This is a genomic window from Oxynema mangrovii CENA135 (assembly GCF_016632315.1).
Classification (GTDB): domain Bacteria; phylum Cyanobacteriota; class Cyanobacteriia; order Cyanobacteriales; family Laspinemataceae; genus Oxynema; species Oxynema aestuarii.
Map to the genome: position 1 here is coordinate 2,372,536 of NZ_JAEOXH010000001.1, position 18,076 is coordinate 2,390,611.

12 protein-coding genes are annotated in these 18,076 nt (G+C 52.6%); 5 read left to right on the forward strand and 7 right to left on the reverse strand.

Annotated features, from left to right (window positions below; all coding sequences use genetic code 11):
• The first annotated feature begins 273 nt into the window (after nucleotides 1-273).
• On the forward strand, nucleotides 274-1,035 hold the full coding sequence (locus tag JJD41_RS09365) for a DsbA family protein (protein WP_200665680.1): 762 nt from the start codon (nucleotides 274-276) through the stop codon (nucleotides 1,033-1,035).
• On the opposite strand, the gene JJD41_RS09370 is transcribed toward JJD41_RS09365, so the two are convergent.
• From JJD41_RS09370 to JJD41_RS09400, 7 genes are all read right to left on the reverse strand, one after another.
• The gene (locus JJD41_RS09370; protein ID WP_200665681.1) at nucleotides 1,010-1,705 is read right to left on the reverse strand and encodes a hypothetical protein; all 696 of its coding nucleotides are present in this window, start codon (nucleotides 1,703-1,705) and stop codon (nucleotides 1,010-1,012) included. The two genes, JJD41_RS09365 and JJD41_RS09370, sit on opposite strands and share 26 nt — an antisense overlap.
• A gap of 148 nt (nucleotides 1,706-1,853) precedes the next feature.
• Nucleotides 1,854-3,275, reverse strand: a complete 1,422-nt coding sequence (locus tag JJD41_RS09375; protein ID WP_200665682.1) for a B12-binding domain-containing radical SAM protein — start codon at nucleotides 3,273-3,275, stop codon at nucleotides 1,854-1,856.
• Nucleotides 3,276-3,468: 193 nt separating this feature from the next.
• Nucleotides 3,469-4,509 (reverse strand): aromatic ring-hydroxylating dioxygenase subunit alpha, encoded by a 1,041-nt coding sequence (locus JJD41_RS09380; RefSeq protein WP_200665683.1) that lies wholly within the window; start codon nucleotides 4,507-4,509, stop codon nucleotides 3,469-3,471.
• Between the two features lie 9 nt (nucleotides 4,510-4,518).
• Nucleotides 4,519-5,325 (reverse strand): WecB/TagA/CpsF family glycosyltransferase, encoded by an 807-nt coding sequence (locus JJD41_RS09385; protein ID WP_200665684.1) that lies wholly within the window; start codon nucleotides 5,323-5,325, stop codon nucleotides 4,519-4,521.
• A 155-nt stretch (nucleotides 5,326-5,480) separates the two neighbouring features.
• Nucleotides 5,481-6,548: an NAD-dependent epimerase/dehydratase family protein gene (locus JJD41_RS09390; RefSeq protein WP_200665685.1), complete on the reverse strand. Its 1,068-nt coding sequence runs from the start codon at nucleotides 6,546-6,548 to the stop codon at nucleotides 5,481-5,483.
• Nucleotides 6,549-6,758: 210 nt separating this feature from the next.
• On the reverse strand, nucleotides 6,759-7,970 hold the full coding sequence (locus tag JJD41_RS09395) for a glycosyltransferase family 4 protein (protein ID WP_200665686.1): 1,212 nt from the start codon (nucleotides 7,968-7,970) through the stop codon (nucleotides 6,759-6,761).
• A gap of 65 nt (nucleotides 7,971-8,035) precedes the next feature.
• Nucleotides 8,036-9,424, reverse strand: coding sequence for a GH39 family glycosyl hydrolase (locus JJD41_RS09400; RefSeq protein ID WP_200665687.1), 1,389 nt, complete (start codon nucleotides 9,422-9,424; stop codon nucleotides 8,036-8,038).
• 328 nt (nucleotides 9,425-9,752) lie between these two features.
• On the opposite strand from JJD41_RS09400, the gene fabG reads away from it, so the two are divergent.
• The 4 genes from fabG to JJD41_RS09420 all read left to right on the forward strand — a co-directional run bounded on the left by fabG (nucleotide 9,753) and on the right by JJD41_RS09420 (nucleotide 18,054).
• Nucleotides 9,753-10,448 (forward strand): 3-oxoacyl-ACP reductase FabG, encoded by a 696-nt coding sequence (gene fabG, locus JJD41_RS09405; RefSeq protein ID WP_200665688.1) that lies wholly within the window; start codon nucleotides 9,753-9,755, stop codon nucleotides 10,446-10,448.
• Nucleotides 10,449-10,533: 85 nt separating this feature from the next.
• Nucleotides 10,534-12,612, forward strand: coding sequence for a serine/threonine-protein kinase (locus JJD41_RS09410; RefSeq protein WP_200665689.1), 2,079 nt, complete (start codon nucleotides 10,534-10,536; stop codon nucleotides 12,610-12,612).
• A gap of 138 nt (nucleotides 12,613-12,750) precedes the next feature.
• Nucleotides 12,751-14,484, forward strand: coding sequence for an alpha/beta hydrolase (locus JJD41_RS09415; RefSeq protein WP_234488567.1), 1,734 nt, complete (start codon nucleotides 12,751-12,753; stop codon nucleotides 14,482-14,484).
• Nucleotides 14,485-15,561: 1,077 nt separating this feature from the next.
• Nucleotides 15,562-18,054, forward strand: a complete 2,493-nt coding sequence (locus JJD41_RS09420) for a PAS domain-containing sensor histidine kinase (protein WP_200665691.1) — start codon at nucleotides 15,562-15,564, stop codon at nucleotides 18,052-18,054.
• The last annotated feature ends 22 nt before the right edge of the window (nucleotides 18,055-18,076 follow it).

Sequence of the window (18,076 nt, forward strand, 5' to 3'; positions counted from 1 at the left end):
GATCGCTTAAAGTTACGCTATAGCCTTCCGCATGGCTTCGCTAATGTAGTTCGCCTCTGCACGGGAGAATCTCCTCCCCCCAGATTACCCCCCCTTCAACCGTCCCTCAGTCCGATTTGAAAGCGCTCTATTTAAACTAACGTTCGGCGACTGACCAAACCAGGGCATAATCATCTGTGACATGAGTTTCCCCGTTCAGATCCCCAGCTATTTTTCAGCCCGATCCTGGGGACGGTTACCCTTTGCGGGTCGTTCAAATTACCGAGGTCATTTATGTACCCGTTTCGTTTCATCTCTTTTATTCTCTGTACTCTGTTGGTCTGTTCCACGGTATTGACCAGTTGTACGACATCCAACAGCGCCACAGACGACACTCAACTCGAACAAAAAGTGTTGGAAGTCATTCGCGAAAATCCCGAAGTGATTTTGGAGTCGGTTCAACAGTATCAACAACAAAAAGAAGAGCAGATGCAGCAAGCTCGCCAAAAGTTCTTACAGCAAATGCTCGAAAATCCCGGTTCGACGATTGAAGATTCCCCCACCAAAGGAGCGAGCGATCGTAAAATTGTTTTATTAGAGTTTTCTGACTTTCAATGTCCCTTCTGCGCCCGAGCTCACGAAACCGTGAAAACTTTTATGGAAAAGCATAACGATACGGTGACTTTGGCTTACAAGCACTTGCCCTTAGCGAGCATTCACCCCCAAGCGATCCCCGCCTCAAAAGCGGCTTGGGCCGCCCAACAACAAGATAAATTTTGGGACTATTACGATGCTTTATTCGAGCAACAAAATCGATTGGGCGAAGAACTTTACTTAGAAATTGCTCGTAATTTGAAGTTAGATCTCGAACAATTTAACCGCGATCGCGAAGGTCAAGCTGCCACGAATGCGATCGAAAAAGATCTCCAACTGGCTAAAACCCTCGGCATTAACGGGACGCCCTTTTTTATTATGAATGGCGAAACATTTGCCGGGGCTGTCGAATTATCTGAAATGGAAAATGTTTTGGCTAAAGTTCAAAATTCGATGAAGTAAGGCGATCGCCCAACCACTGCCACGCAAACATAATTTGCTGCCCGGTTAAGGCTAAAACGACCAGCCACGTTAGGATTAAAATATCCGCATAATCCGAACTTCCAGGAACGAAATAAACCGGGCCGCTTTCCGATCGCACGTTTTGCAACATATACCAAGCAAAATAGCTTTCAATTAAAAACATCACCCCCATTACCTGGAAATTCAACCGCACTGTATCGGTTAACTGTTGACTGTTCCCCTGGTCAGGGCGATCGCCAGGGGAACTCGTTGTTTCCGGACGACTCCATCCCCACCAAACCAGCAATCCGAAAACTAAAACAGCACTGAATAAATCGTGAGCAATTCCGTAATATGGATGCCAATTTTTCGGGCCGTACATCATCCAAAGTTCGACGATCGCCCGCACAATCATATTCCCTAAAAAAATACCGTAAATTTGCCGAGATTTAGGCGCTAATCGGCGATCGCAAATCACTAAACTGGGTAAAAAATACCAAAACCACAACGCATACGCCAACCACAGTAATTTTGGTAAGGCAATCCCACCGCCGACCCCATTCATAAAATTTTGATAGATATAAAAATAAGCGCCCGTTCCTCCCAACAGTAATAAAATCGTAAAATAGGCCATCTGAAGACCGGAAATTGTAGTTTTTAAAAACCGCATTATCTTAAAAATGATTGACGAATTTATAGCAGTAAAGTCCCCCTTTTTAAGGGGAATTTAGGGGGATCCTCTCTCACTCTCCCTTTTCAAGGAAAATTTAGGGGAATCCTCCCTAATTCAATTCAGAAACACTATAAAATACAACCCCTTAACTCGCACGATCGCACGCCGTCGTCCATTCCAACGCTTCAATCGGATCGAGACCGAACGGTTGCGAATGAACCGCTTTAATTAACTCTCCATTGTACGCCTCATCGCCGAGGGGATAATTGCGACGTCTGCGAATTCCCGGATGACTGAAAATATTCAGTGCAAAAAAGCTCAACGTCATCAACCCATCGGTACAGTTGACCCCAAAATTCATCCGTTTGAGAATCGAAGGAAGGCTGAAAAATTTAACCCTCGCTGCATGTGCTAATTGTTCTAATTCTTCCCGAGGGGTTTTTTTCGGTTCAAAGGGAATCGAACCGTAACGATAATTCGGATCTAACCACCAGCGATCGAATAATAACCGTCCTTCCGCTTTCATGCGATCGTAAAGTGCCGTTCCTGGGAAAGGGGTTAAATGATTGAAGGCGATCGCATAAAACTTATGTTTCGTGGCAAAATCCATCGCCGCTTGAATGGTTTCCGCACTGTCTTCGTCGTATCCAACTAAAAACATCCCGTAAATACGAATCCCATGACGGTGCAAATTTTTAACGGCAACTTCATAGCCGCCATTCATTAAATTAAATCCCTTTTCCATCCGTTTTAAATTATCGGGATGGATGCTTTCAAATCCAATCAGCAATCCTTGACAGCCACTGGCTTTTAAGAGTTCTAAAAACTCTTCGTCGTGGGCGGCGTTAATACTGCACTGACTCACCCAGCGAATTTTCAAGGGAATCAATTCTTTAAAAAATGCTTTGGCACGTTCTAAGTTCGAGGTGATGTTATCGTCACAAAAGACAATAAGCGGTTTTTTTATCTTTTTTAATTCTGCTAAAGCTTCCCCATGGGGGCGACGGCTTTGGGAATTGCCGAAGGCAGTTTGAATGCTGCAAAAGTCACATTTAAAATGACACCCGCGTCCGACTTCTACAAAGGCTAAGGGTAAATAGGGTTTTCCTTTAAAAATAGAGCGATCGACCTGAAAACCACCTAATTTTGGTCGGCTATTGCGTTTGTACACCCGACGCAAACAACCGTTTTGAAAGTCTTCGATGACGTTAGACCACAAGCCCTCGGCTTCGCCAATAACGATCGCCTCGGCATAATCGCTCGCTTCTTCGGGCATTAAGGTGACGTGAAAACCGCCCATGACGACGGGGATTTGTCGTTGTCGGTAAAGGGAGGCAATCTGATAGGCGCGGCGGGCGGAGGTGGTTTGAATGGCGGTAATGACAACTAAATCGGTGGGGCGATCGTAAGGGATTTTTTCGGTGCGATCGTCGTAAAATTCTATCTCGATTTCTTGGGGGGTCAATCCGGCAATAATCGCTGGGGCGAGGGGTTCTAATTGCCAAGTTCCTACATAGTTTTCGCCCAACCGATGACCGACAGCCGGGTAAATAATGGTCAGTCTCATGGTTTACCGCTCTAGTCGATAGAAGAGGGGCGATCGCGCGGTGTGAAAGGGAGCGATTGAGGAAGTTTATGGGGGCGATCGCCTAATTTCTCTGCACGATAACAGCCAAGTTTCAAAAAGGCATCGAAGCGAAAAGAATCTTTACGTTTTCGGGGGAGGTTAACTGAATTGAGTTGGAGCTAAATTTTAGATCTTAAAGGCGCATTTCGACGTGATGTTCTTGTCCGGGGGGTGGGGGTGGGGTTTGGGTTGCGATCGCCTGTCGCCATTTCCAAATATAAGGGGCGAGTAAATCGGGAGGAATGAATTTATAAGCCGTTTTACCGAAGCGATCGATATTCTGTTGTTGTTGGTTTAAAATTTTGACATCTTGATAGATAATCCAGCGTGACATCGGTTCAAAAAAGAGGCGAATGAGCCAACCGATCGCCCCAAAACGAAAGGTGATGACGGTATAAACTTCGGTTTCACGATCGCTCAGTGGAGTGCAAGAAGAGGTGATGATATAGTGGCGGCGATCGGAAAAAATATAGTCTACGCGACTGGTGGCGGGGGCGATAAAGCGATCGGTATGTTGCAGTCGAGTGCGTTTTTGAGAGAGTAACGACCAGACCAAACTTTTCTCGCGGGGTTCCTCGAAATATTCGGCAACGGCGCCGTCTTCGAGGCTGCGGACGATCGCGCGCACGGGTTTGGCGGTGGGGGCGCGAAACCAGAAACGATGGACGAAGGTGGCGTGGGGACAGTCGAGAAAGTTTTCCAAACAGCTTGCGACGGGGGCGCGAAAGCGGGTTTTCAGGTGAAAGGTGGTCCAGCCGCGATCGCCCAAATGGGGAAAGGACGAGGGGCGATCGCGGGTCGGGCGATCGCCCACGCAGACCCAAACATAGCCGTCTTGTTCGACACAGGGATAAGCTTTGACGCGCAACTGCTCGGAAATCGGCGTATTTTCGGGTAAGGCGGGAATATCTACGGCGCGACCGTCGGTGTGATAGCGCCAGCCGTGATAGGGACATTCCAGCAGTCCGCCGCAGTTCTTGCCCGCCGATAACGGGGCGTTGCGGTGGGCGCAGCGATCTTCGAGGGCGCCCGGTCGTCCGTGGCGATCGCGGAACAAGACGAAGGGGCGATCGAACAGGGAGAACGGGACCGGGCGATCGGCCAACTCCCGGGCGCGACAGGCGATATACCAGTAATTTTCGAGCATGGCGGTCGGCGTCGGTCGAACTTGCACGGGACGGGTTTAGCCGTAAGATTCCTCCGGTTCTTTCCCGTCGGGCATCAAGACGGCGCGTTTGGACACCGAGAGCATTTCTAAAAACACGAACGTCAGATAAACCGGATTTAAGAATAAGTAGCGCTTCCACAAGCGACCCGGTTCTTGAACGAGGCGAAACAGCCATTCGAGGCCGAGATTTTGCATCCAGGAAGGGGCTTGGGGCAGCACTCCGGCGTGAAAGTCAAAGGCGGCGCCGACGGCGAGTAAAGGCATACTGAGTTCGTCGCGATACTCGTAAGCCCAGACCTCCTGACGGGGGCAACCCAAGCCGACAAAGGCGATCGCGGCGCCACTATCTTTGATGCGTTGGATGACTTCTTGTTTTTCTTCCGGGTTGAGGCGGCGGAATTTCGACGGTTCGGCGCCGACGACTTTGAGATTGGGGAATTTTTGTTTGAGATTGTCGAGTAACTGGTCGAGGGTTTCCTGTTTGCTGCCGTAAAAATAGACTGGAACCCCTTCGCTGGCGGCGGCGGTGAGCACTTTGAGGGTCATGGTCGGACCGTAAACGCGATCGGGCAGTTTGACCCCGTGAATCCAATTTAACGCCCAGCGCACGGGTTGGCCGTCCGGAGTGACCAGATCCAGACCGTTGAGGCGGCGGCGGTGAACCGGATCGTAAAATCCGGTCATGACGCCGTGAACGGCTAGGGCCGATACTGCCAGGGGCGATCGCGATTTCGCCGCCCGCACGATCGCATCGACGGCGTATTCATAATCAATGGCGGAGATTTGCACCCCTAACACCGGGTATTTTCCTCGATTAATCACGCCAAACACCTCTTTGCAATGATGGTTGTCTGATAGAAACGAGCCATTAGACGCGCGCTAACGGCTCGATGAGATAGGGCGATCGTACAGGCAATCGCGATCGCGTGGATGCTTTTAGCCCAAATTCGAGTTAACCCCTCGGACGGCGATCGCCCCTAGGTCCAGCGCGTTTTGTTGAAATCGTAAATCTCTTGGAAAATATCGCGGACACTCGGATAGGTCAGCTTCCAATCCGGGTAATGAGATTTAAACTTGCTCAAATCGCTGATGTACCAGATGTGATCCCCCATGCGGTTGGTCTCGGTGTAACTGGTGTCCATCTTTTTCCCGGTGATTTCCTCGCACATGGCGATCCCTTCGAGAACCGAGGTATTGCTTTCGCGACCGCCGCCGAGATTGTACGCTTGCGCCACCCGGGGCTTGTTAAAAAAGGCATCGATCGCCCGAATCACGTCATTGCAGTGGATCACGTCGCGCACCTGTTTCCCTTTGTAACCGATCACCGTGTAATGGGTTCCCGTCATCGCGCAACGCATCAAGTACGACGGAAACCCGTGCAGTTGAGCCCCGGAATGTTGCGGCCCACTCAAGACGCCGCCGCGAAACGCTGCCGTTTTGATGTTGAAATAGCGCCCGTATTCCTGCACCAACAAGTCCGCCGCCGCTTTCGACGCCCCGAACAGCGAGTGCATACTGTTATCGATGCTCATTTCTTCGGGAATGCCGTTTTGATACGGATGGGAAGCATCGAGTTCCCAGCGTTTTTCCAGTTCCACCAACGGCAACGTGTTGGGGCGATCGCCGTAAACTTTATTGGTGGACAGATGCACGAATACCGTCTCGGGACAATACTGGCGCGTGGCTTCGAGCATCACCAACGTCCCATTCGCATTAATCGAAAAATCCGTAAACGGTTCTTTCGCCGCCCAATCGTGGGACGGTTGCGCCGCCGTATGGACGACTAAGGCGATGTCCGACTTGTATTTCTCGAAAATGGGCGAAATCTGCTCCCAATTGCGGATATCCGCTTCGTGATGCTCGTATTTGTCCCCGAGAACTTGTTCGATCCGTTCTCGGTTCCACCGGGTAGACGACTCTTTACCGAAAAAGTATTGACGCATGTCGTTGTCGATCCCGACAACTTTATAGCCTTCTTTCCCGTAAAATAGGGCCGCTTCCGAACCGATCAGTCCCCCAGACCCGGTGACGACGACTACAGACATTGATTTCTCCTGTTTCCTGTTGTTTCGATTTGCACGATACGCCCCCAGCACGAAGCCGGAATCATTGGCCTCTCCCGATTATACGAGAAGGGTTTAGCTGCCTACAGGCGTAGAATTTCGGAAGATTTGAGGGAGTTTCAGGGGATTTCGAGCGATCGCAGCGCGATCGCCCCCCACAACTCCCGAACGCGCACCCTATATCCGAAGGTTTCAGGCTCCAGAGCCATGTAATAACTCTCGATAGGTTAACACTAACTTTTCGGATAACTTCTCCCACGTAAACTTTTCTAAAACTTTGCGATATCCCGCTTCTCCCATTGCCGCTCGCAACGAGGGATTTGTTAATAACTCCAGGATCTTTTCCGCCAGCAGCTCCGGATCCGCTCCGACTACAAAACCGTCGATTCCCTCGTCGATCGTGTCCCGAATCGGGGGAATATCTCCGCCGATCGCGGGTTTTTTCATCATCCACGCTTCGGTATAAACTCCGCCGAAACTTTCCTGAAGGGACGGGACGCATAACAGATCGCAGGCGGCGAGGGCGTCGGTTTTTTCTTGCAAGCTGACGGAACCAATTTCGATGAATCTCGGATCGTCGATGGTGGCGAATAACTTTTTAGAAAATGGCGTGCGCGGTCCGATAAAGACTAAGCGAAGTTCGGGAATTTTTTTGAATAAACGCTGTCCGGCTTCGAGTAGGGTTCTAATCCCTTTATATTTGTATTTTTGACCGATAAATAAGACGGTGGGTCGATCGGACAGGCGATATTTTTCGCGGAAGCTTGCCGGGTCGGCGCGATCGGCCACCAACGGCCCGATTCCAGTGATGACAATACGCTCCGCTTTCACCCCTAATTCGATTAACGTTTGTTTTTCGGTTGGGGTCAAAGCGATGACGCGATCGGCTTGGCGGTATAAATTAATATATTGTTTGTAATTCCAGCCCACCCAGCGCGGGTGATGCAAGGGGGTAAAAATAAAGGGTAAATCTAATTTACGGGCGACTTTGAGCGAGGCGTAACTGAGATTTTCACGACCCATTCTGATGTTGTGAATGAGGTCGCGATCGCGAGCCAGTTCTTCAATTTGCGGCACTAAAGTATTAGAAATTTTTTCGATCGCCCGCGTTTTAATCCCGTAGTAACCCAAGACATAAGGAATGAGCGGCAAGCGCTGTTTTTCGGGAATATTAATCTGGAAAACTTCCACCCCATCTAGTTCGTACTGCTGGGAATCCCTCGGCGCGTTTAACGTCGTTCCCAACAACCAATCGGTACGATTTTCACACCAGTGCGTCCCCACGCGCACCCGATGGTCTCGCGCTAACAGCGATGCTACTTGATGGGTGTGTAACTGCGCCCCTCCAATCGAAGGAGGATAGGCGGCGATCGTGTACAGAAGATTTAAAGAAAGGTCATTCATACTCGATGCTCGATCGATTGCAGGTTAAGGAGAATTTGAAAATTCTTCAACGAAGAATCTGGCATTCATAAGTCATCTTCGTTCGCTTCAGAGTCGATGGCACTCGTAAGGGGCGATCGTTCTAATAACAACGGTGAAAAACTAATTTCGAGGGAATTCTGGGTCAGGGGGCGGCGCTTCCCTTGCAAATCGCGGACTTGACGAACCGACCACCGTTGAGGAATGTCAACCGTTCTCGTACCTTCGGGGTTCCAGAGGATCCAGGCGCGATCGCCTCCCTCCCGTTCCAGTTCGCAAGTCCAGGTCGATTGCCAGTCCGCCTCGCAACGCTTCATCCGCGATCCGACTAACCACCTTTGAATTTCCCGGTAAGCGAACCCGGCTGCGGTCATCGTTCGATTGTCTTCTTCCAACATCCGCAAACTGACAATGGGATTGTAATCCCAATCGTACCAATAGAGCCGACGGACTCCTGCTTTCCAGTTGAGGATATACGATCGCGCCACGTAAGCCGCACTTTTTTGCGAATTTTCAAACGGTCGGTCTCCCAACCATCCCGCCTCCGTATTCCATAAAGGTTTATCGCCAACGCCATATTCTTTCATCACCCCTTGCACCTTGCCAATCAGATCGAGCATATTTTCTGGAGAACCCGGCATCACGTAGAAGTGGTAGCCGATAACATCGGCATAAGCGCCTCCCCCCGCCGCCAGATAATCCGCCAGCCACTGCACTCCCGGACTGCTGCCGCTATCCCCGGTGGCGGCGGGGGAAACCACGGTCACCGACGGATCGACGGCTTTGAGAATTTGGTACGCTTCTCGGGACAGTTCTAGCATTTTGTCTAAACTTCCGGTGTAAAACCGCTTGTAACCGTTCGGTTCGTTCCACAATTCGTAATAGTGAATTTTTCCCCGATAGCGGGTGGCGACGGTACGCACGAAGTCCCGCCAGTCTTCGATGTTGGCGGGTTCTGCCGCATTCCCCGGACCGTAACCGGAGGGTTCGTCGGCGCGCGCCGAGGCCCAACGAGGGGACAGACTGAGTACCAGCAGCAGTTCGACGTTTTTTTCCCGGGCAATTTCGACGTAGGAATCTAACAGTTCAAAGTTCCATTGGTCTTGTTGCGGTTCCAAGTTGGGCCAGGCGACATAAGCATCCCACAGTCGCCAGCTTCCGAAGGGAACGTAGGGCCACGGGGTGGGTTCGGGTATCCGACGAGTGGTTTTAATGAGGTGGTGAATGTGCTTGCCGAACAAAGTCCGTTCGATGGTGGGATTGAGGGGGCGATCGCCTCGATTGGCGCCGCTATTTCCGTGCCAGAAGCCTTGTGTAGCGAGTAATAGCAACAAGGTCGTCGCTAACAAACCGATAAAAGTAGGGATCGTGCGTCGAGAGCGCGATCGCCAGCTTTGCAGCCATTGAGAAAGGGATTTGCTAGGTTTGAAATTCATCGAAAATCGGGGGTTGGGGTCGAACGGTGGCAGGCGGGAACGAGAGTCCGAGCGATCGCCATTGCTTCTAGACTGCCCCAAATTTCTAGATCCTTCCCAGGGTGACCCCGGATCGCCCCCTAGATCCTTGCGGGGAGAACCGACGCGGGCGGATAACAGCCCATTTGAGCGATCGCCACTCCACCTGTCAAACTGAAAGAACGCAAAAGTCTCTATCGACAAATAAAACGGTCAATAAAACTGTAAATAAACCTGCGATCGCGTCCTTCAACCTCCAACTCGACGCGGTGCAGTTGCCATCGATCCCGCGTACAACAACACTCAAACCATGCACAACCAACAAGTCTTACTCACGGGCGGAACGGGCGGACTCGGACTCGGCGTCACCCCAGAACTCCTCACCCGAGGCGCCAAACTCACCCTTCCCTATCGTCAACCCGCCGAGGTCGATCGCCTCAAACGCATCCTTCCCGCCGCCGAATTTACCAAAATTCGCTTTATCCAAGCGGATCTCACCGACGAAGCCACCGTCGCCCAACTCGTCAACGACATGGGACGGGTGGACGCGGCGATCCATCTCGTCGGCGGTTTTTCGATGGGGAAAACCCACGAATATGCTTTTGATAACTGGAAAGCCGACTTCGACTTGAATCTGCACACCACCTTTCTCGTGTGCAAACACGCCCTCGCCACCATGCTACAAACAGGTTACGGTCGGATCGTCACCGTCGGTTCTCGCGGAGCCGTCCGACCGGGCGCCCAGTTAGCGGCGTACTGCGCCTCGAAAGCGGCAGTAGTGGCCCTAACCCAGAGCATTGCCGAAGAAACTAAAGGTACGAACATCACCGCCAATTGCGTTTTACCGAGCGTTATCGATACCCCCGCCAATCGGGAGGCAATGGGGGCGGAAAATGCACGAAACTGGGTCAAACCCGAGTCTCTCGCACAAACGATCGCCTTTTTAGCCTCTGAAGCGGCAGCCGATTTGCGCGGGGCGGCGATCCCCGTCTACGGCAGCATTTAGGCGATGCAAGCAACCCGCAGAGTTTGTACAATCGAACATGGATTTGCTAGACCAGTAGTCAACGTTGCGGGAGAGTCCCAGCGCGATGAAGCCCCTTTATTGTTCTCAAGGACACGACAATCCGCCCAACAGTCGGTTTTGCCATTATTGTGGCGAGGCATTGCCTTCGCCGACCGGGGGCATTTATCCGGGAACGATCTTGGGCGATCGCTACCGGATCGAGCGCGAACTCGGTCACGGAGGGTTCGGTCGAACGTATCTCGCTAAAGATATCAACCGTTTTGACGAACGCTGCACCGTCAAAGAATTTGCCCCGAAAGTTCAAGGCACTTACGCCCTCCAAAAAGCCGAGGAACTGTTCGAGCGCGAGGCGGGAGTGCTTTACAAATTGCAACACCCGCAAATCCCCAAATTTCGCGAATTGTGTCGCACTCAGATCGGCGATCGCACCCGGCTGTTTTTAGTCCAAGACTACGTAGACGGTCAGACCTACCGCGCCTTACTAACCGATCGCAAACGCCAAGGCCAACGCTTTAGCGAGGGGGAAATCGTCGAAGTGCTCTTCGACATCCTCCCGGTTTTACAATACATCCATTCCCGAGGAGTCATTCACCGCGATATTTCCCCGGACAACATGATCCGCCGCGAGTCCGATTGGTTACCCGTCTTGATCGACTTTGGCGGGGTCAAGCAGGTCGCGGCGACGGTGGAATCTCAAATTATTTCCCCCTCCGGTCCGGGAACCCCCGTTCCCGTGGCGACGCGCCTGGGAAAGGTCGGTTACGCGCCGGAAGAACAAATGCAATTGGGCATTGTCTACCCTCATAGCGATTTATATGCCTTGGGGGTCACGGTGTTGGTCTTGCTCACCGGAAAAGAACCCCAACAGCTTTTCCTCACCCAAACCTTAAGTTGGAACTGGCAGGAAGAACTCAAGCTCAATCCCGTTCTCGAAGGCGTTTTAAACAAAATGGTCGCCCAACGCAAAGGCGAACGCTACCAAAGCGCCCGGGAAGTCCTGCAAGCCCTTGCCCAACTCTCGCCCCAGAGGAACGGGGCGCCTTCGCCGCCCAAGGCGATCGGGCCGACCGATTTACCGACGGCGTTACCGCCAGAAATACCCGCGAACGAAGTCCGATCCCCGGCGGTGTTTTCGTCGGAACCGCAACCCCTGGAAACTACGGATCCGGACGGCGCCGTACCCTTGTCACGACGATCGCCCTGGGCGACCACCGCCGTCGCGATCGCCTTAGTCGCTCTCGCCGGAATGGGCGGTTGGTGGGGCGGCAACCGTTGGGTGCAATGGCGCACCACTCGGGCGTTACGGGAACAACCGGAGTTATTCGAGCCGATCCCCTCGGAACCCGTGGTCTCTTCGCGCTATTCTCCGGAAGAATTAGCCCGCAAAGAAGCCCTCCGCCAACGCCGCCAACAATTGGCGATCGACTACAATTTCTACGTGGATCTCGTCAACGAAGTTTTTTACGAACAATACCCGGAACAAGAAGGTCGCACCCTCTCTTACGAAGAAGTCGATCGCCCCTGGCGCGAGCGCTGGGATGCCATTGCTGAAGACCTGCTCGATTTCCTCGCCACGTTGAGCGAAAGCGCCCGCCAACAACTCGGCAACTACGGCGCCAGCGATCGCACGCGCTGGAAAGCGGCGGTCAACCGTCTCCACGTCAGCAGTCGCGCCTTATTCGACCTCGCCGACGCCCAGTTCTTCCACGACTTTCCATCCCAGCGCCATCGCGACTTCATCGAGCGTCCCCTCGGTCAGGTCTGGCACGCGATCGCCGCCGACCTGGTCGCCACCCTCGAATCCGGACAACGGTTGAGCACCCTGCGCTTCGATCCCGGCGCCTTCCGCACCGAAGTCGAAGGCACCCTCCAACCGGGAGAAGGTCGCGTCTACATCGCCTCCATGCGTCGGGGTCAAATCATGCGCCTCAGCTTACAAGCCAACAGCGCCACTTTATTCTCGATCTACACCCCCAGTGGCTCGCGATCGCCCCTACTGGAAGATTCGCCGGACAGCACCTGGAGCGGACAACTCCCGGAATCGGGCTATTACGAATTCGTCGTCGTCTCCGATGCGCAAGTCCCGGTCTACTATCGGCTCAACCTCGCCGCCGATAATGTCTCTTCGCTGAACGTCGATTGACCGGACTTTCCCCCATTCAACGCCCATCGATCGCGATCGCGGAAACTTGCCGCCGCCCGCCTCGGTCAAAGAATAGAGACCCTCGACGACCGCCCCTCCCCCCGAACCGAGAGAGGGTATATTTTATAGATAACTTATATGAAGCTCCCTAAACATTTATCCTTTCACGGGCTCAATTTCAGCCCCATCAAGCCTCTGACTAACATGCAGTCGCGCCCGAGGAAGCGGTGGCAACGGCAACTCGCGCCCCTACTCGCCTTGACGATCGCGATCGCCAGCTTCGGTCACGGGATGGCGATCGCCGCCGAACGCTTGCGGATTCGCTTCGGCCCGTTAGAAACCACCCTCGAAATCGACGATTTAGAACGATTTGCCCGCACCGGGAAAGCCTCCGGAGACCTCGAACTCATCGAACCGTTCCTGATTCCCGAAATTCGCGAACTCCTCCTGCGGCGTGTGGACATCGACCCGGAGATCGCCGACGACGCGATCGACCTCCTGCTCGAATCGAGCGCCGGACAGCGTTGGATCCAGATCGTGTTACTGATGATTCCCGATAGCACCGTCGAACAGGTCAAAGCTGCCATCAAACTCGCCATCCGTCAGGCGGACGGACTGAGTTCGATCGGCATCCTCAAAGCCTTACCCGGCGAGACTATCACCCTCGACGCCACGGCAGCGATCGCCGCCGCATCCCGCCTCAATCTTCCCTATCTCGAAGCCCAAATCTTGCGATCGCGCTTGGAAAGCGACCTCGAAACCGAAACCGACGGCCCGTTTACCGCCCCATTCGATCCCGCTTTACCCGGTTCGTACCCCGTCCGCGAGACCACGCTGACCCTCGCCGACCGCCAGCGCGATCGCGATATTCCCGTCGATCTCTACATCCCGGACGATCCCAAATCGCCCCTCGTGGTCATGTCTCCCGGTTTGGGGGGCGATCGCAGCTTTTTAACCTATCTCGCCCGCCATCTCGCCTCCCACGGCTTCCCGGTCGTCGCCGTCGAACACCCGCGCAGCAACCGCGCCAGCTTGTCGGACCGCCCGGTGAGCTTGGATCTGGGTCAACTGATGCCCCCTTCGGAATTCCTCGATCGCCCCCAAGATATCCGCTTCGTCCTCGACCGACTCGCAAGCGGCGACGGCGATCTTCGAGTTCCTCTGGATACGGATAACGTGGTGGCGATCGGTCATTCTCTCGGCGGTTATACGGTGTTAGCCCTGGCGGGAGCCGAACTTCGTCTCGACGACTTGCGCGAGGTCTGCGGCGATACGCCGGAGGCGTCGCGAAGCTATCGTCAATGGCTCGGCAAAGCTCCCGCAGACCTGTTGCAATGTACGGCGACCCAGTTATCGGGCAACCGCAAAAACCTGCGCGATCGCCGCATTCAAGGCGCGATCGCCCTCAATCCCGTCGTCGGCGAACTCTTCGGCGACAAAGGACTCGACCGCCTCGATACCCCGGTGGCGATCGTCGCGGCGACCGAGGACGGCTGGGCCCCGGCAGTGACCCACCAATTGCGACCGTTTCTCGACCTACCGGAACCGAAATATCTGATAACGGCGATCGGGGCGTCTCACTTCAGTGCCACCGATCCGGACAATCCCGATGTTTTAGACCCGGAAAGTGAGAGCAATCGCGTTCGCGATTCTCTAGAAAGTGAGAATTATCGCCAGTTGCTGCGCGGCGCGTCCCTGGCGTTCGTGGCCCAATTCACCCCCGAGGCGAACGCTTACCGCCCCTTCCTGACTGGGGCTTACGCTCAATCTCTATCGACTCCAACCGTTCCCCTGCGCTTGAATCGGGAAATTCCCAAACGCCTCGCGCGCTGGTTGGAATCGACCCGCGCCGAAATTACCCGCCGGGACTGACGGCGATCGCCGCGATCGGGAAACCTTAATTATTCCTGAAAAAAGCAGAATTTTGATTTTGAACGTGGTACCTATTAGCAAATGCCGGCTAAAAATCACGGTTCCTATTGTCATCAATAACGCGATCTCTGGAGAAATAAAAGAACAATCTTTACCCCTCGTTCGAGAGATTAAAAACATCCGATTTTAATCTCTCGACAAAAGTATTTTGAGTCTAAAAATATTGTTCGATCGCCGTTCTCGCCGATGGTGGGTTAAGCCGTGCAGTATTCCCAGGCCAACTTTTGGCTTGGTGGATGCGGTGTTTCTCCGGGAATGACCGCTTAAATGAGTAGATTGAGACCCTAAAATTTACAGGACATACTCGTTCTCAGTAAGTTTTCAGTAAATTTTATAACTCAGATATAGCCTTTCTCAGATGGGTAAGGTAGATAGATCGGGATGGATCCACGAGCGCGATTTTGCTCTCGCAGATATCGGGTATTTTTTATCTTTTAAAACTGTGAAGTTATTCCTCAAATAATAGAGAGTTGCATCGGGGTCGATCTAGCGCCGAGTTGCCAATCTAGTTAAAAATGAGGATTGACGCTAGTTTTTATCGATAACATTGAACATCCCTTACCCCCGGGAACTTCAATTAACTAAAAACGTAGAAACCTAGACGGGAGCGACTTGTAGAGAAAATTGACGATTTTGATTGAACCGATTCCTAGCTTCGGCGTCCATGTCAGACGATCGATCGCGATTTTAACCTGGGCAGGGAACCGATCGCCCCTAAATTTACTCACAAGGAAGGGGGCGATCGCCGAAAATAAATCTGTAACATCGATCGCAAAAATAGATTTTAATTCTCAAAAATAATTGACCTTCTATCAATCAACTCGTTTTTTCCTTTGATGGCGATCTAAATGATTGAAGATAATTTTAAAGAATGAATGACAAAAACTCGAATGAGATAGATTAAAACATTATAAAAGATAACTAACTTGCCGTTCGAGTGCAGATTACAACGGATGATAAGATCCGGCGATCGCCTTGCCTCGAGCAAACTCGAAAAACCAGAGGAGGTTTCCATCGATGTTTATTCCAGAAAATCGAAAACACACCAACCCTACCCAAAAAGTGATTAACTTCCTCGATCGCCAGTGGATCGCCAGACAACACGATCGATTTTTCCAGCATTCTCCCGATCTCTTGTGCGTCGCTGGCTTTGACGGCTATTTTAAATTACTCAATCCTTCCTGGGAAAAAATATTAGGATGGACCCCAGAACAATTACTCGCCGAACCTTATCTCGAACGAGTCCATCCCGACGATCGCCAACATACCGTAGACAAAGCGCGCCAACTACTGCACGGCGCCGAGGCGATCGCCTTTGAAAACCGCTATCGTTGCGCCGACGGTTCTTATAAATGGTTGTCCTGGACCGCTTCCGGCTTTCCCGAAGAGGGTCTCGCCTACGCCAGCGCCCGCGAAATTGGCGAATTTAGGCAAGTTTACGACGCCTTGCACGCCAGTCAAGAGCGTTACAGGTGGCTCGCCGAGCATACCACGGATTTAATTTCCAGACACGCCCCAGACGGTCGCTATCTCGACATTTCTGCCGCATTGACCCCCTTACTCGGGTACAAACCGGAGGAATGGATCGGCAAAAAACCGGATGATTTCTTGCATCCCGAAGATCGCGCGCAGATGCAACGATCGCGAACGTCAAACCGAGAGATTCCCGACACCTACACCGTCAACTATCGCATCCGCGATCGCCGGGGTCGCGATCGTTGGTTCGAGAGTACCAGCTACGCGATCCGCGACCCCCATAGCGCAGAGATCGCGGAAATTCTCTGTATTTCCCGCGATATTGGCGATTTGGTCAGCGCCAGAGAAGAATCGATCGCCAGTCAAAAGCGACTCAATCACCTCCTCGCGCACAGTCCCGTCGTGCTCTACAGTTGGAAAGCCTCTGGAGATTACGCCGTCACCTTCATCAGCGAGAATATTAAAACCTTACTCGGTTACGAAGCGGGAGAATTTTTACAAGATTCCCGGTTTTGGGCCGATCGCATCCATCCCGAAGATCTGGGATGTTTCTTCGCCGGATTGACCCAACTGTTTCAGGAAGGACAGCACACCCACGAATATCGATGGCGTCATCAAGACGGTAGCTATCGCTGGATGCTCGATTCCATGCAACTGATTCGCAACAGTGCGGGATATCCGGTGGAAATTGTCGGATCGTGGCAAGATGTGACCGAACGCAAACTCGCCGAGTCGGAGTTAGCGAAAGAACGGGCCCTCTTGCGCTGTTCGATCGATTCGATCGGCGATCGCATCTTTTATCTCGACCGCGATCGAAAATATTTCGGTTGCAATCGAGCCTTTACCGAAGCCGTCAACCTTCCGGAGAGCGAGATCGTGGGTCAATCGGCGGGGGACTTATTCGGGGAGGACCGCGCCAACGTCGGCGAGATTTTCGAGACCTTGCAACCGCGACGCTACGAACACCAGATGCGCGATCGCGGCGGACGCGAGATTCAACTCGAAACCATCGAAACCCCGTTTTTCGACTCCAACGGCGCCCTCCTCGGGGCGATCGGCATCAGCCGCGATATCACCCGGCACAAACAAGCCGAAGCCGCACTTAAGCTCTCACACGATCGCTATCAAGAGAAAGTCCGCGATTTAGAAGCGGCCCTGCAAGAGTTGCAACAAGCCCAAACCCAGCTCGTCCAAACCGAAAAAATGTCCACCCTCGGCTTGTTGGTCGCGGGATTGGCCCACGAAGTCAACAATCCGGTCAACTTCATCCACGGCAATTTGAGTCACGTCAGCGAGTACACTCGGGATTTACTCGCCTTGGTCGAACTGTACCGCCGGGACTACCCCGAGGCGGGTTCTCACATTCAGGAGAAAATCGAGGCGATCGATCTCGATTTTCTCAACGAAGACCTGCCTAAACTCCTCGCTTCGATGCAAATGGGGGTCAATCGGATTCGCGAAATCGTCAAGAGTTTGCGTAACTTCTCCCGCGTAGACGAAGCCGAACTCAAACCCGTGAATCTGCACGAAGGGATCGAGAGTACCCTGTTAATTCTGCACAATCGCATCAAACCGCGTCCCAATTATCCCGGCATTCAAATCGTTAAAGAATTTGGCGATTTACCTCTGGTGACTTGTTATCCGGGACAGATGAATCAGGTGTTTATGAATTTAATTGCTAACGCGATCGATGCCTTGGAAGAACATCAAGAATCCCTGACGCCAGAAGCACTCCAAGACCGACCGAGTGCTATTTTTATTCGCACGGAATCGATCGAGGCTAAAGGGGACGGCGATCGCGATCGCGTTCGGATTTGCATTGTCGATAACGGTCCGGGAATTCCCGAAAAAGTCAGAACCCACCTATTTAAACCCTTTTTTACCACCAAACCCGTCGGCAAAGGAACGGGTTTAGGTCTGTCTATTTCCCATCAGATTGTTGTCGAAAAACATCGAGGAACCTTGAGTTGTGAGTCTACGATGGGTCGCGGAACCCAGTTTTGTCTGGAAATTCCCGTTTCCCTACACGGCTAAACTGCCACTGGAACGGGGAAAT